Annotated in this window: 18 protein-coding genes and 1 pseudogene; 16 read left to right on the forward strand and 3 right to left on the reverse strand. The window is 35.5% G+C overall.

The features are described 5' to 3' along the window. Positions 1-502 precede the first annotated feature (502 nt). From R2Q94_RS07530 to R2Q94_RS07535, 3 genes and pseudogenes are all read left to right on the forward strand, one after another. Positions 503-1,456 carry a TraB/GumN family protein gene (locus R2Q94_RS07530; RefSeq protein ID WP_316820837.1) on the forward strand — a complete coding sequence of 318 codons (954 nt, stop codon included), beginning with the start codon at positions 503-505 and terminating at the stop codon, positions 1,454-1,456. 160 nt (positions 1,457-1,616) lie between these two features. Then, positions 1,617-1,772 (forward strand): hypothetical protein, encoded by a 156-nt coding sequence (locus R2Q94_RS22205; protein WP_410478534.1) that lies wholly within the window; start codon positions 1,617-1,619, stop codon positions 1,770-1,772. Positions 1,773-1,906: 134 nt separating this feature from the next. After that, positions 1,907-2,965: pseudogene (locus R2Q94_RS07535) on the forward strand (IS256 family transposase). 122 nt (positions 2,966-3,087) lie between these two features. Here R2Q94_RS07535 and R2Q94_RS07540 read toward each other — a convergent pair. Together R2Q94_RS07540 and R2Q94_RS07545 are read right to left on the reverse strand one after the other, a co-directional pair. Beyond that, positions 3,088-3,741, reverse strand: coding sequence for a hypothetical protein (locus tag R2Q94_RS07540; RefSeq protein WP_316820838.1), 654 nt, complete (start codon positions 3,739-3,741; stop codon positions 3,088-3,090). Between the two features lie 543 nt (positions 3,742-4,284). After that, positions 4,285-4,413 (reverse strand): hypothetical protein, encoded by a 129-nt coding sequence (locus R2Q94_RS07545; protein ID WP_316820839.1) that lies wholly within the window; start codon positions 4,411-4,413, stop codon positions 4,285-4,287. Positions 4,414-4,830: 417 nt separating this feature from the next. Between R2Q94_RS07545 and R2Q94_RS07550 the strand changes: the two genes are divergently transcribed. The 4 genes from R2Q94_RS07550 to R2Q94_RS22210 all read left to right on the forward strand — a co-directional run bounded on the left by R2Q94_RS07550 (position 4,831) and on the right by R2Q94_RS22210 (position 7,786). Continuing rightward, positions 4,831-4,971, forward strand: a complete 141-nt coding sequence (locus tag R2Q94_RS07550; RefSeq protein WP_316820840.1) for a hypothetical protein — start codon at positions 4,831-4,833, stop codon at positions 4,969-4,971. 926 nt (positions 4,972-5,897) lie between these two features. Then, positions 5,898-6,485 carry a hypothetical protein gene (locus tag R2Q94_RS07555; protein ID WP_316820841.1) on the forward strand — a complete coding sequence of 196 codons (588 nt, stop codon included), beginning with the start codon at positions 5,898-5,900 and terminating at the stop codon, positions 6,483-6,485. Positions 6,486-7,080: 595 nt separating this feature from the next. Next, a complete protein-coding gene (locus R2Q94_RS07560; RefSeq protein ID WP_316820842.1) occupies positions 7,081-7,389 on the forward strand; it encodes a suppressor of fused domain protein in 309 nt (102 codons plus the stop codon). 283 nt (positions 7,390-7,672) lie between these two features. Beyond that, complete coding sequence (locus R2Q94_RS22210) at positions 7,673-7,786, forward strand: hypothetical protein (RefSeq protein ID WP_410478535.1); 114 nt, start codon at positions 7,673-7,675, stop codon at positions 7,784-7,786. 413 nt (positions 7,787-8,199) lie between these two features. On the opposite strand, the gene R2Q94_RS07570 is transcribed toward R2Q94_RS22210, so the two are convergent. Further along, positions 8,200-8,841 carry a hypothetical protein gene (locus R2Q94_RS07570; RefSeq protein WP_316820843.1) on the reverse strand — a complete coding sequence of 214 codons (642 nt, stop codon included), beginning with the start codon at positions 8,839-8,841 and terminating at the stop codon, positions 8,200-8,202. 201 nt (positions 8,842-9,042) lie between these two features. Between R2Q94_RS07570 and R2Q94_RS07575 the strand changes: the two genes are divergently transcribed. The 9 genes from R2Q94_RS07575 to R2Q94_RS07615 all read left to right on the forward strand — a co-directional run bounded on the left by R2Q94_RS07575 (position 9,043) and on the right by R2Q94_RS07615 (position 14,984). Further along, positions 9,043-9,525 carry a helix-turn-helix transcriptional regulator gene (locus R2Q94_RS07575; RefSeq protein ID WP_316820844.1) on the forward strand — a complete coding sequence of 161 codons (483 nt, stop codon included), beginning with the start codon at positions 9,043-9,045 and terminating at the stop codon, positions 9,523-9,525. A 470-nt stretch (positions 9,526-9,995) separates the two neighbouring features. Further along, positions 9,996-10,232 (forward strand): hypothetical protein, encoded by a 237-nt coding sequence (locus R2Q94_RS07580; RefSeq protein WP_316820845.1) that lies wholly within the window; start codon positions 9,996-9,998, stop codon positions 10,230-10,232. A 206-nt stretch (positions 10,233-10,438) separates the two neighbouring features. After that, complete coding sequence (locus tag R2Q94_RS07585; RefSeq protein ID WP_316820846.1) at positions 10,439-11,086, forward strand: DUF6266 family protein; 648 nt, start codon at positions 10,439-10,441, stop codon at positions 11,084-11,086. A 76-nt stretch (positions 11,087-11,162) separates the two neighbouring features. Further along, a complete protein-coding gene (locus R2Q94_RS07590) occupies positions 11,163-11,534 on the forward strand; it encodes a hypothetical protein (RefSeq protein ID WP_316820847.1) in 372 nt (123 codons plus the stop codon). Continuing rightward, positions 11,453-12,016 carry a peptidoglycan-binding protein gene (locus tag R2Q94_RS07595; RefSeq protein ID WP_316820848.1) on the forward strand — a complete coding sequence of 188 codons (564 nt, stop codon included), beginning with the start codon at positions 11,453-11,455 and terminating at the stop codon, positions 12,014-12,016. Before R2Q94_RS07590 ends, R2Q94_RS07595 begins: the two co-directional genes overlap by 82 nt. Continuing rightward, positions 12,013-12,516: a hypothetical protein gene (locus R2Q94_RS07600; RefSeq protein WP_316820849.1), complete on the forward strand. Its 504-nt coding sequence runs from the start codon at positions 12,013-12,015 to the stop codon at positions 12,514-12,516. Before R2Q94_RS07595 ends, R2Q94_RS07600 begins: the two co-directional genes overlap by 4 nt. A gap of 199 nt (positions 12,517-12,715) precedes the next feature. After that, positions 12,716-13,258, forward strand: coding sequence for a hypothetical protein (locus tag R2Q94_RS07605; protein ID WP_316820850.1), 543 nt, complete (start codon positions 12,716-12,718; stop codon positions 13,256-13,258). 131 nt (positions 13,259-13,389) lie between these two features. Further along, positions 13,390-13,974, forward strand: coding sequence for an RNA polymerase sigma-70 factor (locus R2Q94_RS07610; RefSeq protein WP_316820851.1), 585 nt, complete (start codon positions 13,390-13,392; stop codon positions 13,972-13,974). Positions 13,975-14,027: 53 nt separating this feature from the next. Then, a complete protein-coding gene (locus R2Q94_RS07615) occupies positions 14,028-14,984 on the forward strand; it encodes a FecR family protein (protein ID WP_316820852.1) in 957 nt (318 codons plus the stop codon). Positions 14,985-15,017: the final 33 nt, after the last annotated feature.

The raw sequence follows: 15,017 nt of genomic DNA on the forward strand, positions 1-15,017 counted from the left end.
CTGAATGTTATGTAGCTTCTTCAGCTGTGACCGCATGGACATATTCTATGTGTACAGGTATTGCACGAGCAAATTCATTACCTCCGTAAACACACTCTACTTGATGCATAGAAATAACAATAACCTATACCACAACTGTTGCAGCATACCTTTAAGCTAATAAATGATTATAATGTCAATTTTTAAGTTGCTCCAGTTCCATCTTGTATTTATAATCTATTTTATTACAGCTTAACTGTTGTTATAAAATTGTGAATAAATGATGTGTTAATTTTTATAGTTTCAGGATTGACGTCTTTTAATCATATCTCCAATTTGGTAACGATTGTGACAACAGAAAAAAACATAAACATTAATAATAATCTGCCCTAATTTTCATGTAAATTATGGTAGGAGTATTATGTGTGAATATATATCGATGAAGGATTTTTAATTTCCCTGTCAGTGTCGTTATATGGTTTCACCAGCTAATAAAAAAACAACCCTAAAAACCTAATAAGGCATGAATACATCCTATAAATTACTTATTTTATTTACTTTCCTTTTTAAATCAATAATGGTTTCTGCTCAAATTCCAGATGAAACTGTAAGTGAAACTTTGTTGTGGTCAGTTTCGGGAAATGGCTTAAAAAAAACCTCTTATCTATTTGGTACAAATCACCTTTATGGCGGTTCCTTTCTTGATTCGATTGCCCCTGTTTTGGAAGCCTTTAATAAGTCGAATGTATTATTGGTTGAAAGGCAGATGGATAGTAGTTATAGTATTAACAATAGCAAGAATGAAACTCCCACCGACGGATATGTTCCTTATTCAGCACTTTTCCCAAAGGAAATGTTTACACAAGTTGATAAATATCTTGCCTCTATAGGGGTCGATTCTTTGGGGTCATTAGATAATGTAAAATTCCCTGCATGGAAGCTTTATTTCACAATACAGATGGATTACTTTTCAAAAAAGTTTAAAATAACCCCAAAAAATGAAAGTTCAATGGATTTTCATATGCAGAATCTAGCTTCTAACAATGGAAAAAAAATTGTAGGTCTAGATAACTTTAGTAAAAGAAAACCAGCACCTTCATCAAAATTATTTGGAAATCCTAAAGAGATTGCACAAGGAATTATTTCTATGATTAATTATATTCAGAAAGGGGTACCATCTGTACATATTTCTTTACCCGCAGAAGAACTTGACAAAATAAATGACTATAGAGATCTTAATATCCAATATCATTTTAATGAGGTAACTCCAGGAAAGAATATTCCTTTTGTTCAAGAGCTATTAATTAAGAGGAATACTTCTTGGCTGGCGGTGCTACCATCAATTCTGGTGGAACAGAGCTGCTTTGTTGCTGTGGGACTTAAACACCTCATGTATAAAGAAGGGTTGATAAGCCAATTGAAAGCAAAAGGTTATGATGTAAAACCAGTAGTTATAAAATATAAATCCAATCTTTAATGAAAACACTTTCAATTATATCGGATCAATTTTATCAAGAAATGCACACTCTGGATTTTTGATTGCCAATAATGGAGACCCTTAGTTTGGTAATAGGAATACGCCCGAAACTCAATTTTAGAATGCTCAGTCTACAGGAAGGAGGTTAAAATGATGTGGAATTACTGTTTGGCATGAAGAGGGGACTGTTAGCCAGAAAGGATATTTTAAAGAAGGGAAAGCTGATGGTACTTGGAAAACTTTTTTTAAGAGTGGTAAAATAAAATCTATTTCCTCCTTTAAGGATGGTAAAAAAAATGGCGAATGGGTCATCTAAGATGAAGGTGGAAATGTTGTTAAAAAAACGCAATATTGATGAGGCTGTAAAATAGACTGTGTCAACTAGTTAGTTGTTAACTTAGAGACACAGTTTATAAAATGAGAAAAGATGAGCAGCTCGATTACGAGCAAATGAAGCAAGAAGCCCTTGAGCAATTACGTTCGGCCAAATCACTGTATGGTAAAGATGAAGCTTTAGCTCCTTTACTAAAAAGCTTTTTAGACTCTGAATTAGAAGCAGAGCTTGAAGCCATCTAGATACCGATGAACGTCTTTCTGGCAACCGTAAAAATGGTAAAACCAGTAAAGAAGTTGTATTCCCTCTGGTACAATTACCATAGAAACACCAAGAGATCGAATCTCTACCTTTGAACCAGAGTTGATTCGTAAGCGGGAAACTATACTTGCAGAGAGTCTTGAGCAAAATATCATTGGCATTTATGGTCTTGGAATGAGCCTGAGGGATATTTCCAAACACATGACATGTACGATACAGATATCAGTCATACGGCTTTGTCTGCCATTACAGACAAGATTATTCCGGAAGTAAAGGAACGGCAATCCCTACCATTGGAGGATCTCTACATCATCATATGGCTGGGTGCGATGCATTACAAAGTCAAGGAAGATCCTCGGATGAATTCACATGTAGTTTATAATATTATTGGTATAGATCGCCATGGCTATAAAACGCTTTTAGGGATACGTTTCTCAAAATGAAGGCGCTAATTTTTGGTTATCGGTGCTTACGGATTTACAGAACAGAGGTGTAAAAGATATTTTGATTGCCTGCATTGACAATCTGAACGGGTTTCCTGCTGCAATCAATATGGTATTCCCTCAAATAGAGATTCAGACCTGTGTAGTACATCAAATTCGCAACAGCTTGAAATACGTCGCCTCTAAAGATCAGAAAGCATTTATGGTTAACCTGAAGCCTGTTTATAAAGCTGACACCCTTGAACGGGCAGAACTTAGAATGGATGATTTGGAGGCTAAATGGGGTAAGAAATATGAAAAGGTAATCGATTCCTGGAGGAATAATTGGCCAAAATTGACCAGCTACTTTCGATTTACTTGGCCCATAATAACATTAGCCAGAAGTGGACGATGCCATTAAGCAATTGGGGGATCCCTGCGCAAAAACTTGCAATTTGGTTTCCTGATCGGATGGTACTAGATTTGAACTAAAATGAAAAAGGCAGTGACTCTAATGAATCACCGCCCTGACACAGTTTGTTTTACAGATCCAAATCCATTTATTTAATAAACTTGTACTGTAGTGTTAGCATTAGGCAATGCTTATCAAGAAGTTAATTTTTATCTGGTTCGAAATAGACCCCTCCTTTATCAAGCACTTCATGAGTTCTCTTAGGGTCCATTAGAAATACCTTGCTTATTTTCATTTCCTTACCATTCGGTTCAATAAAAAAATAGGAAGTCTTCTTGTCTTTCTCTTTGATCTTCTTGACCGCGATAGTTATGAGATCAGTAATTGATACTGTATTTAGTTTTTTAAATTCAGCCAAGCTAATTGGTTTACTTTTTATCGATTTGGGCTTCTCAAAATTTATATTACCTCCCCATAAATTACATTGACATGGAAGGGTGTATGCAATAGCAAATTCTAATGAATCTTTAAAAACCATCCTATCTTTAATTGGCACTGCTGCAGTATCAAGGTAGTAATAAACAGAGTCCTTTTCTTTTATATTGCTTTGGCCTTTACAGTTTTGAGTGAAAAAAAATAAAAAACCGAATAAATAAGTTATAATTTTCATAATCTCAGGATTTAATGACAGCCGGTTTTTGGCAGTGGGGGTTGTTGAAATTAAATTATTCTTATGAAAGTTTGTTAATTCATTATTGGTAATTCCATATTTATCTAGTATTGCGTTGAATGCGCTGTTAATGAAGTTTTGTTGCGTACCTGTGTCAACTGTTTTTATGCCATAAATCATTGCCATTGCTAATTCTTTGTCCGAATAATGTGTTGTTTGTGTTTAATCACACTCACACCTTTCGCAAAATAATCTGTGAGCATTAGTAAAGGGGAATTTTCCTCAAGCATTTTTTCATTTAAAGTAATATAATATTTGTAATTTTCAATGGGCTTATTAATTTAAAGTTCAAATGTAGCTCCTGGAATTGCAAGAATAAAGTAAACATTCAGCTAAGCTGCAATATTTTGTTTAAGTTTTTTTTACATCCCTTTGGGGACAAGTATGCCAGGGCAGAATGTAATCTTTTACGGTTGTCCCAGTTTCAATATATTAGAAAACTTTGCGGGCTGCTTGCTCTTTAAAAACATCCTGCTATTACCCTTTATGAACCCGAATATTTGTTGTCGCCCTTGGAGAAAATGCTGATAGCCTTTTTAGAATATCGCACTCCATCTGCGTTTCACGCAGTTCTTTCTTCAATAAAGCCACCTCTCGCTCAGCCACGCTGAGGATAACTTTCCCATTTCCAGGAAAACTACTGCCTTGTTTGCTGGAGAATTCCTTTAGCTAATGGTACAAAAACGCCAAACTGATATCTAGTTCTTTGGCCAGTGCAGTCAAATCTGTGCGGTTATTACTCAGTTCAACGCTCATCACCTTGAACTCTTTCGGATATGTTTTTCTTTCTCGTGACATAATTTCTGTTAAGTTATCAAATTCACTTAACTTGCTGTCTAATTAAAGGTAGCAACTCCAGATTCCAATAATCCCTAATTATTGGAATATAAAAGAGAGAGATGATGAATCAGTTTGGTGGACTGGTGATGAAAAAGTCATAGGGCATAAACGGAAGTCAGTTACGTTTTCTGGCTGTGATATTTATGGCGAACTTGATGTATATGAACTTCCTCCAGGAGAAGGAAAACAACGTTTAATTGAAATTAATTACAAGTATGGTAATAAAATTCACGGTGATTCGGTGAGCTACAGCTATCAAATAGGTCACACTGTTATTGCGGTTTCCAAAAATACTATGGATAGTATATTGACAGCAGAAAAAATAAAAAAGGATTACTAGTAATTTGTCTAGTCCTTAAAAAACCTTACAGGTCAATGGCCCGTTTTAGGATTCTGTTACCCAAAGTAAAGAATTATGATAATTATTTTGTATCCGGAGGAGCTTTATTTGGTGCGAGTCAGAGACATTTTACTAAACTAATCACTAAAGAAGAAGCGAAGAAAAATGGATTATAGAAAAGAAATTGAACTCCTTTTAAGATCACTTAGACAACCACTTTTGCAAGTTATCCTTTATACTGGATTTTATGATTTGATCATAAGAATATTAATGTCAACTGGATTTATTAAGATGGATATTGGATTGGGGATTGCTTCTAGGTATCTATTCTATTTGTATATAATTTTGAGCTTATTATTATTGTTCGTTTTATATTTTCAAAAAGTGAATCGAACTTTGTATTCTATTATATTGATTTTTGTTTTTTTTGCAATATCTTTTTATAGTTTAATGAACTCAAAATTGTTCGCCTTATTAATTTCGTTTAATGCTTTAATTAGTATGTATTTATCGCATTTAATCATTATTAAATTTAATAAATAGTGACAGTCAATAATGATAACAATGGGAGATAAAAATCATGTCTTTTTAAGTAAAAAGTATGGCGCGTTCGCTAATGATCATCTTTCGATTAGTAGTACAAACAAGATCTTGGTCTTATCGGGAATATGGAAGTAGTAGGTCGAACACTTACGGCTAAACCAGATAATGTCGAACTGGGGTTAGATGGGTATGGAGGAAAAGATAACAAGCAAGTATGATGCAAGAGCTTTAATTGTAGAATAGATTTGGCTAAAAATCGGTCAAAATACTGATGAATCAATTAAAATGCTAACAAATGAAGCGTTTGTTCATTCCTTTTCTGATCAAAATAGGTTAAGAGATTTTAGACAAGCTCTTAATGATGGTATGATAAGGCCTGGTACGAAGGAATACTAGACAAAGCTGGATCTAATGCGTGATGTTGAGAGAGGAGACCATAAAAAGCTTTCAACTGGAAATTCCAACGCTTTTAGAAATTTTATGTTGCAATTAGACGCCGTAAAGGGTATAACCAAATTTATTAAATCGTATAATGAAGATGTTTCCAATCATAAATAACATGAAATTTCAAAATAAATATTTACTTTATAAATTACTATTAGTTGTTGTATTTGCAGAATTAGGCTGTATCAATAGAAATGATGTTTATATTATTAGTAAAGAGGATAGCCTTTATAAGGCATCCTTAAAACCAAAGAATGGTATACTCGTTGCACCGCCAATTTCAAAATATGGAAGACATACTTTTTTGATAGACTCAGGTCAATCGGTTTATTTTTATTCTTTTCAGGAACCTTTACTGGGTAAAGGTGTGTCTGATGATAAAGAGCCAGATACGATTGGATTAATGCCAAATCACATTTTTAAAATACCAGCAGGGACGGAACGTAAATTTTTTAAAGAAAATGTACTAGAACAAAAAAGTCAGTTCCCCTGGAAATCAATAGTCATTGCATCTTTTAAAGATTCTGTAAAAAAAAGTGATTTTATTCAATACCTAATTCGACTAAGAAAAGTTGAACCAAATAAAATTTCATTACAAATACGTCTTGCATTGCGAGAAGAGAGGGAAGTTCTGGACCATAAAAGGAAAGGTATTCATTATGATCCTGAAAAAGTTAGAAATAATGAGGATGAAAATGAATAAAAAGGTTATGCTCGTTTTTTCAGATATCGAGGGTATAAACGGGTACGTGAAATAAACTGACTTAAATACTTTAGACTTATATGACCTGCTCCCTGTTAATCAGACTGCCAAAAGTAGAGTTTCGGTAGGACAACTTGCATAAAAAAAGTAATCCTTGGACTATAGGATTAGGTTTAGCCTATGGAGTAGCAGATGCCACGGGCTATAACCCCATAGATCTTGTCTATGTTAGGGGGAAGAAGTAAACTATAGCATTACAACAAAATGAGATCATGATACATTTTTTTAAATATTATTACTTTAGAGTATTTAGTTATTTTTTTGAGGGGAGTTCAATTCCGCTCTTCAGGACATTCACTATTATGTTTGTTTTTGCATATTTTAATGTTTTAGCTTTGGCAACATTAATTTTTTCTGTGGGACTAAATGTTAGATTAAACTATCCAGTAGGAAGTGGGGTAAGATGGTTTTGGCCTTTAGTACTTATTGTGCCATTATTTACATTATTCAAGCATCGCCTAAAGCGATTAGGTCTTCATGATTTGATTTTTGCAGAGTATTCAAAAGAGACAAAGAAGCAAAAAATCAACAGAGGTTGGGGTATTATTCTTTATTTTATTGGTTCGATATTGCTTTTTATTTTAGTCTTATTGCTAAGGCAAAAGATAAGGGGGTATTGATTGTATATATCGGTGATTTCGGGCCAAGCGTATCGCTTGAAGATGGGCCAAATTTGGAGATTATGCATTGGGATAATGATAAGGACATACATTTTTATTGGCTTTTACAGATAACAAAGATAGAAGTGGAGTATAAAAAAGGGTTTGGTTTAGAGCTGCTTGAAACTAAATTCGATGCTGATGATTTCAATTATCTAAATCCTAATCGCAAAAGTGTTGGTTAAGCCTTGGTGTACACTATAAAGCCATATTAAGAATATAGAATTTGAGAAGTCGGTTTTCCGGACTTTAGTTGTTTATTGATTATACTCTGTTCTGGTATTGGCAGCAATTTGAAAATACATATTCTGAGGAAGGTAAAACAACAATCTTGTATTTTCCTTTTTAATGTCTGTATCCATAGTTTTTTTTCTGCCTAAGGAAGAAATCTTCTAAAGACTGATAGATAAGAATCAGTATGATTACGACGCAAGGTTCTATGACCCCGTAATTGGGAGGTGGAATGTTATCGATAGGTTTGCGGAAAAATATGCTGATTTTAGTCAATATCAATATGCAGCAAACAATCTAATTTCAAATATTGATGAATGTAAAGGAAGGTTACAACAATATTTCAACTAATGAGCGACCATATCAGGGCAAAAGAACTCAAGGAATGCGTATAATTATTCCACTTAAAGGGAATTAATCATGAAATGTAGAATAAAATACTTTTTTATACTTGTTATTATCTGTAATATTGGATGTGATAGTTTTGATAAGCAAATTAATTTGTTTTTGAATCCAGTTGAACCTATTTATTTATAATGTTGATACACTTAAAGCATATAACAGTATTGATACTTTAAACATCAAGAAACTATATAAGCGATTAGAATATTCGATGGAAGAGCTCGATCAATTAGATTGGAAAGTCAAGATTGAGGAATAGAGTTAGAATGTTTTTCTGGTAAATATCAATTTTATTATATTAAATTTACGCTCAAAGCCATTTGAAAGAATGGCTTTGAGCGTAAATGATATTCCATATCTGGCTAATCCAATAATTCATGATAGTATTTATTGATATATGGGAGTGCCTTAGTTTCGTATACTACAGATATCGCCTCCAATACTTTTTCCAGGTGTTCTAGAATTTCCAGCACCAGGAATCCGTATTGCTCTTGTTTCGTGAAGCTGGCTTCCTCTTTAGAGTAAATGAACAGCTGATCCAGGATTTTGTACCATTGTTCCAGACTCATAAATTCGAATAAATCTTCAAAATAAAGCTTTACATCATTGATGTCATCGCCCACTAGTTTTCTGTAATATAGATCCGGACAGCTCAGGGTTTGTTTATTCTCCATGTGCCATATGAAACGTTCGTTGTTGATGCGGTAAATAGGATCATTCTTCTCTAATCTAAGAACAGTATCATCGTGCAGTAGTAAATAAGCAATTTCCAATAATTTGGTGCAGTGTTGGTGGACTACCGCAAACTGATCAGGATCTCCGAACTGGTCGTTAGAAAGGGAGCAGGCTGTTCTGATCCAATTTTGAATATCTTTTCTAAGCACTTCGATATATATTTGTTTTGTGAAAAAATAGCCGATACAATGTAAGGGATTGTCAATTTCATCCTGATTTAAATAACTGAAATCGAATTCTGCCTTGCTGGTAAATAGTGATGTTTTCATGTCTTAAATTTTTAAATAAGCGATTTGTTAATTATTCCCTGGGGGACATACGAATAACTATCCTCCTGATTTTCTAAACCATGCTTTTTGAGTTCTGTTTAAGTTATAGGTTAATTGTTTGTGTTTGTTCAGTTATTTTAATTCGTTTTTGTTTATTTAAAGTTTAATATTTAACTTAACAGTAGATTTAAAAATTGGGTTGTGAGAAATACGAAAAACAATGAACTAAGGGTTCATCAAGGTAAAAATGTGAAACGATTTAGAGAAATGTTAGGTTTGAGACAGGAAGGATTGGCAGAAATCATGGGGAGCGAGTGGAACCAGAAGCGGGTTTCATTGGTAGAAGCGAAAGAAATTGTAGAACAACAAATATTGGAGCTGGTGGCAACAGCTTTAAAGATTCCGGTGGAGGTTTTGGAAAATTTTACGGAAGAAGCAGCGATTAATTACTTCAATACTTTTGTGAATAATGGGAGTGGTTCCGTTAACAGTAATGTTAGTAATGATAATGCTTCAAGTACTGTTAACAATACCAATGCTAGTGTAGGTAAGTTTAACCTGTTAGATCAATTCATTGAAACAACCAATATGCTCAAAGCACTCTATGAAGAGAATAAAGGTCTTTATATGGCTCTACTTGCCGTTGAGCGAGAGAAAAATGAAATCCTTTCTACCAGGGTATGATCTTGCTCTAGCTTGTTTTTTCAATAATTTCTTTTTGCTTTTAATACCATGACATCCCATGTTAACTCTAGTGTTAGCATGGGATGTTTTATTAAGATGAGTCGATATTATTTTTATATGAAATAAAATATATTTTTATTTGTTTTAGTGCTAAACATTGCGGTATGAATTATTATATTTATTTTAAAGTTATAAATTGATTTATTTTTGTCATAAAAGTATTTTATCAATTTTATTTGGTGTCTTATTTGTGACGATTATTGCTGATTGATTTTTACTGAAGAGGAATTTTAATTCAGGTTAACCTAAACACACACAAATGAACAAGTATCTAAAACCGAAGTAGGCGCGGCATGCGCAATTAAAATCATCTACCGTTCCAAATTCACCCTATTTTAAACTATAGAGGCCTTTTTTAAAGGTATGGCTACGGCTATGTCCAAATTTGTCTCTTTTAAATCCCAGTAATTATGAAAACGACTTTATTAAGAATCGAAATGATTTTGAAGAGATTTCTTGAATTAAAAGAAGAGTTTAATGTAAAACATGCAGCAGAACTGGAAGATGAAGTTTGGTTAGATAACCAGGATGTGATGAAGTTATTGCGAATTAGTCCGAGCAGTTTTTACCGAAAATTGAAGATGTGTAATTGGAAGGAAAAGATGGTTGGCGGTAAAAAGTACTACCTAAAGTCTTCAATTATTTAATCCAGGCAGGATCAAGACTTCCAATTTGAGCCAGATTATCCCAAAGTGTGTCAATCTGAACCACAAGGTTTTCATCACTAGGTTCTTAAGATATTGATCTCTACGTTTGAATTGTAATGTTTAAAGCGATTTCTGTGGCGCCCGGAAAAAGCGGCTTGCAAGCAACTTACGATTTAATAGATTTTAAAACTTAAGTATTAGAAAAAATGGGAAAATTATTTGCAGGTCCATGGATGGACGTAAGAGGAAAAGTAGGAAATAACGTTGGACGTTATGTAAATGGTGAAAACATCATCACAGTTAAACCACATAAATCCAATAAACCGCCAACAGCAAATCAGCTCAATCACCAGGAATTGTTCGGTAAGATCAATAGTATTGTGGTTCATTGGGCGGAGCAAATCTCACAAGGATTTGGAAGACTTAATTCAAAACAAACAGCCAGGCAATTAGCCGTAGAATACAATTTTGAAAGGGCCATCACTGGAACTTCACCAAACAGGGAAATCGATTATTCGAAATTCATGTTTAGCCGTGGAAGTTTACCCGGTGCGCAACAGTTGAAAGTGATCAATTCGTTGGATGATTCATATTATTTGACCTTTACCTGGACGAAAGATGTGAATGATAAAGAAGCCGGAGATACTGATTTTATCAATTTCATGGTTCATTGTCCTGCTACAGGTCGGAATACAGGCTTAACGAAAGTGGTGAAAAGATCTGCTTTAACCTGGGAATTAGCTATTCCATACAGCTTTGCTGGGGAAGAGCTCGAATGTTATGTGAATTTCACGACTGCAGATGGGAAGAAGGTTTCTGACTCTCAGCATGCAGGAACCCTGTTGAAGGCTTAAACAGCAGACACCTGCTAACCGAAAGGTTAGTGGGTGTTTTTTTTCAAATTGATCACTCATTACTAAAAAGAAAAACATGAAACATTTAAGTATAAATACACCTGACCTAAGGTTAGGAACTGGTGTTAAAATGGGATTACTACTCATCGCACTGCTATTGTTGTGGCCTATTGGTCAGCAGATGATCATGAGTATGGACGTAAATGCAGGTTATATAGATCCGGGGATCTGGCTTTTGCTGCTGTTGAGCATCATCACCTTTCTAGTGATGGTAGGACTGAGCTTCTGGCTGGTAAAAGGTTTATGGAAAGGCTTAGACCTTCCGGAAAAACACATTATGGTTTTACAGTTTAAAAAAATGGAAATATGGCAACAGTTAGGATTATTATGGGCTTGCTTTGTATCCTTGCTCTTTGCGGGAGTAGGATGCCTGATCGCGATCTGCTAAGAAAGATGATCAGCAGTAGGAAGGAGGAAAATGTGCTCCGACAAAAGATTGTAGCCATTGCAGCAGGAGAGTTGGGGGTGAGAGAAGCAACCGGAAATAACGACGGACTTAGGGTAGAGGCTTATTTGAATGCGATTCGGTTGGGAAAAGGACATGCCTGGTGTGGCGCATTTGTAAGCTGGGTTTATGGTAAGGCTGGATTAGCAGAACCTCGCATAGGTTGGACGCCTTCTTTGTTCCCATCCTCGCGCTTAACAAAGTTGCCGCTTCAGGGAGATGTATTTGGACTTTATTTTCCCGCTCTAAAACGGATCGCTCATGCTGGCTTAGTGGCGCAGGTTAGTTCTGATTGGGTCATTACGCTGGAAGGAAATACGAATCCGAAAGGGAGCAGGGAAGGTGATGGCGTATACAGAAAACGAAGACATAAGCGTACGATATCAAGATTTGCGAATTGGATTAAAGAGGATAAAAGGTCATGAAGCGCGAGGTTTTTACACTGTTTTGCATCGCGCATTGCTTTTCTGCTTGCAGTTTATTCCAGAAAACGAGTACCAGTACGTTGAGGTCTGCGATGAAGGCTGAAGAAAAGTCGGTTAGGACTGCTCAATTGAAATCCATGAATCAAAGTTTGGGCTGGTCCTTGTCTGTAAGAGATGATTCTTTAAACTCCTCCTCAACGGTTGTGATCTGGCCGAAGGGGGAGTTTAGTTTCTCTCCTTTGACTGGTTTTTCTGGAATGGCAGATCGGGTAATGATTACTGGAACTTTAAAGTCTGGACAACAAATGCGGGAAGAGAAGGTACAATTGCAAAAACAAGCTGAAACTATTGCCATAAAAGCAATAAATGAGCGCTCGGTGGAACGAAATCAAAAAGAAAAAATAAAAGAACGATTTCCAATTTCGGGATGGTGGCTTGTTTTGTTACTGATCCCTTTATTCTTTGTTTTAAAACGGATAAAATCAAGGATAATAGCGTAGGTTTAAACCGGCTTAAAGCATAGTGCCACAGGAGTGATGGAAATGAAAATTACAGCTGAAATATCATGGGAACTTCAATATGTAATTAAATAGTTTTAGATTGGCTGTGTAATTTGATCATGTTAATTTTTTGAATGTCTAATTTGATAATTTACCCCCACTTTGTCTTCTATTAAAATAAATATTGTACCTAAAATAAATGATCAGAATCCCAAAAGATACCATATGGAGTAGATTTGCCAGAAATTGTTTTATGGCAATTTTGTTATTCATTTCCAGTTCGCAGATTTTGTTTGCTCAAGAGAATTCAAGATTACGTTTAGTTAACGACATCGCACGAAGTTTTGATGTTGATATGAAACTTATGAAAGACTCTATTGCCTTTTATAGTCTTGCAGTTAGAATTGAGGTAAACAAAACCAATAACAAGTTAATCGTAGAGCGTGTAGTGCCCAATGATACTTTGGATTTTGTAATTACTAAAAGTTATGAAGCGTTAAAGAAATTAGACTATAGTCCTATAGTATCCAAATCTGGGCGTTCAGTAATTATTCTTCCAATTGCAATTTTGATGTTCAATTATGATTCAAAAGTATTCCATGAACGCAAGGTAACAATGACAGATTTCTCCAAAAGAATTAATAATTTATTTGATTATGGTCCTGGGAGAAATCAGAAAATAGAGAATTATATTTATTTGAATCCCTTGTTCATTTACCTGGACAAAGCTGTTTATGATTAATAGACCATGAAGTTTTCTTCCTAAAGTTCAGGGGGACTTAATGGGACGCTTAGTTAAGATATAAAAAACAAGCCCTATGTTCTTGGTATATTCATCTACTTCCGTATCTTTCCCTCCATAACCAAATCACATTGAATACAGGGCTAAAGACGGGATCACTTGCTGCCAAAGAGAAGAGCACTGAGCGTAAGGATATCGCTTTTAAGGAGCAGTTTAAACTGTATGCGCCTAAAATTTATCATTTCGGGATGTCTTACCTAAAGTCTGTTCATGATTCTGAAGAATTGGTGCAAGATGTTTTTATGAAGGTTTGGAACCAATTTGAGTCGCTCGACGAAAGCAGGAATATCAAAGCCTACATTTTCAAGATTGCGGTGAATCTGATCTATGATCAGTTGAGAAAACGCAAACTGGATAAACTTGCTGCGGAGCTAACGGCATTGCAAACGGTGGAGCGGGAAGACACCACCTGGAATACACTGAATTTTAAAGAACTTCAATCCCAGATTGATACCCTGATTTCGCAAATGCCGGATCAACGACGATTGGTGTTTACCCTGAGCAGGGTAGAAGGTTTGAGTTATGAAGAGATTGCTCAAAAGCTAAACATTTCTATTAGAACTGTAGAGAATCAGGTATACCGGGCACTGGCCTTTTTAAAGCTCCACATTCACACCAAATACCTCCTTTATTTCATTTTCTATTATTTATATTAATTTTTTTCCGATAGGAGTGAGTACCTGAGCTTTCCCATCCGTATTAGGAGGGTATGCACAGAGAAGATCCCCAGGATAAAATAAGCCGTTCCTTCATTGAACCCGAATTAGAATTCGAGGTAAAGCGAGATTTGTATCAGTTTTTAGAACTTCAGACGGAATCACAGGAAGCCGATCCTGACTTTGATCCTTTGTATGATAAAATTTGTCATAAAATCGCAGAAGAAGCGAAACAGAAACAACGGAAAAAGGTCATTAAACTCATGAGGTATGTCCTCACCAGAGCTGCCATCTTTTTACTGGGTATCCTTAGTTACGCTTTGGTGGTACACCCATATTTCTATCCGAAAGCTGTAACGGAATTGACCTTGATAGCACCGGAGCATGCGGTAACTGAAGCCATTTTACCGGATGGTTCTAAGGTATTTCTAAATGCAAAGTCCAGTGTTCGCTACCATCAGGATGAAAAAACAGAACTCAGGGAAGTCTTCTTAACTGGCGAAGCCTGGTTTGATGTAAAAAAAGATAAAGAACACCCTTTTGTAGTGAAGACCTCCGGTTATAGCATCAAGGTTCATGGAACCAGATTTAATGTTCGTGCATTCCCTGGTGATCAAGAGCTGATCACCACCTTACAGCATGGATCTGTAGAGATTCTTCCTCGTGATGAACAACAAAAACTAGTTCCAGTGATGCTAAAGCCAGGGCAACAATTTGTCTTCTATCCTGCCACAGGAAAGGGCATTGTTACAAGAGTACAGGCAGGTATTGCTTCCCTTTGGAAAGAGAAGGAAATCCGTTTCGAGAATAAGAATTTCAAAGATTTACTGGATATGCTGGAAGGCAGGTACAACGTACGTTTTGTGGTTAAAGACCAGGAATTGTTTAATTACCATTACGATGGAACCATCCGCGATGAAAACTTAAGTACCGTGCTGGACATCCTTAACCAGACATTGCCATTCCATTACCAGAGGCTGGCAGATGGAAGTATCCAGATAGAAAAATAAGAAAACAGATTGCTTACCTAAAAACAGGCCTAT

This window comes from Pedobacter gandavensis, assembly GCF_032678465.1.
GTDB classification, from domain to species: Bacteria; Bacteroidota; Bacteroidia; order Sphingobacteriales; family Sphingobacteriaceae; genus Pedobacter; species Pedobacter gandavensis_B.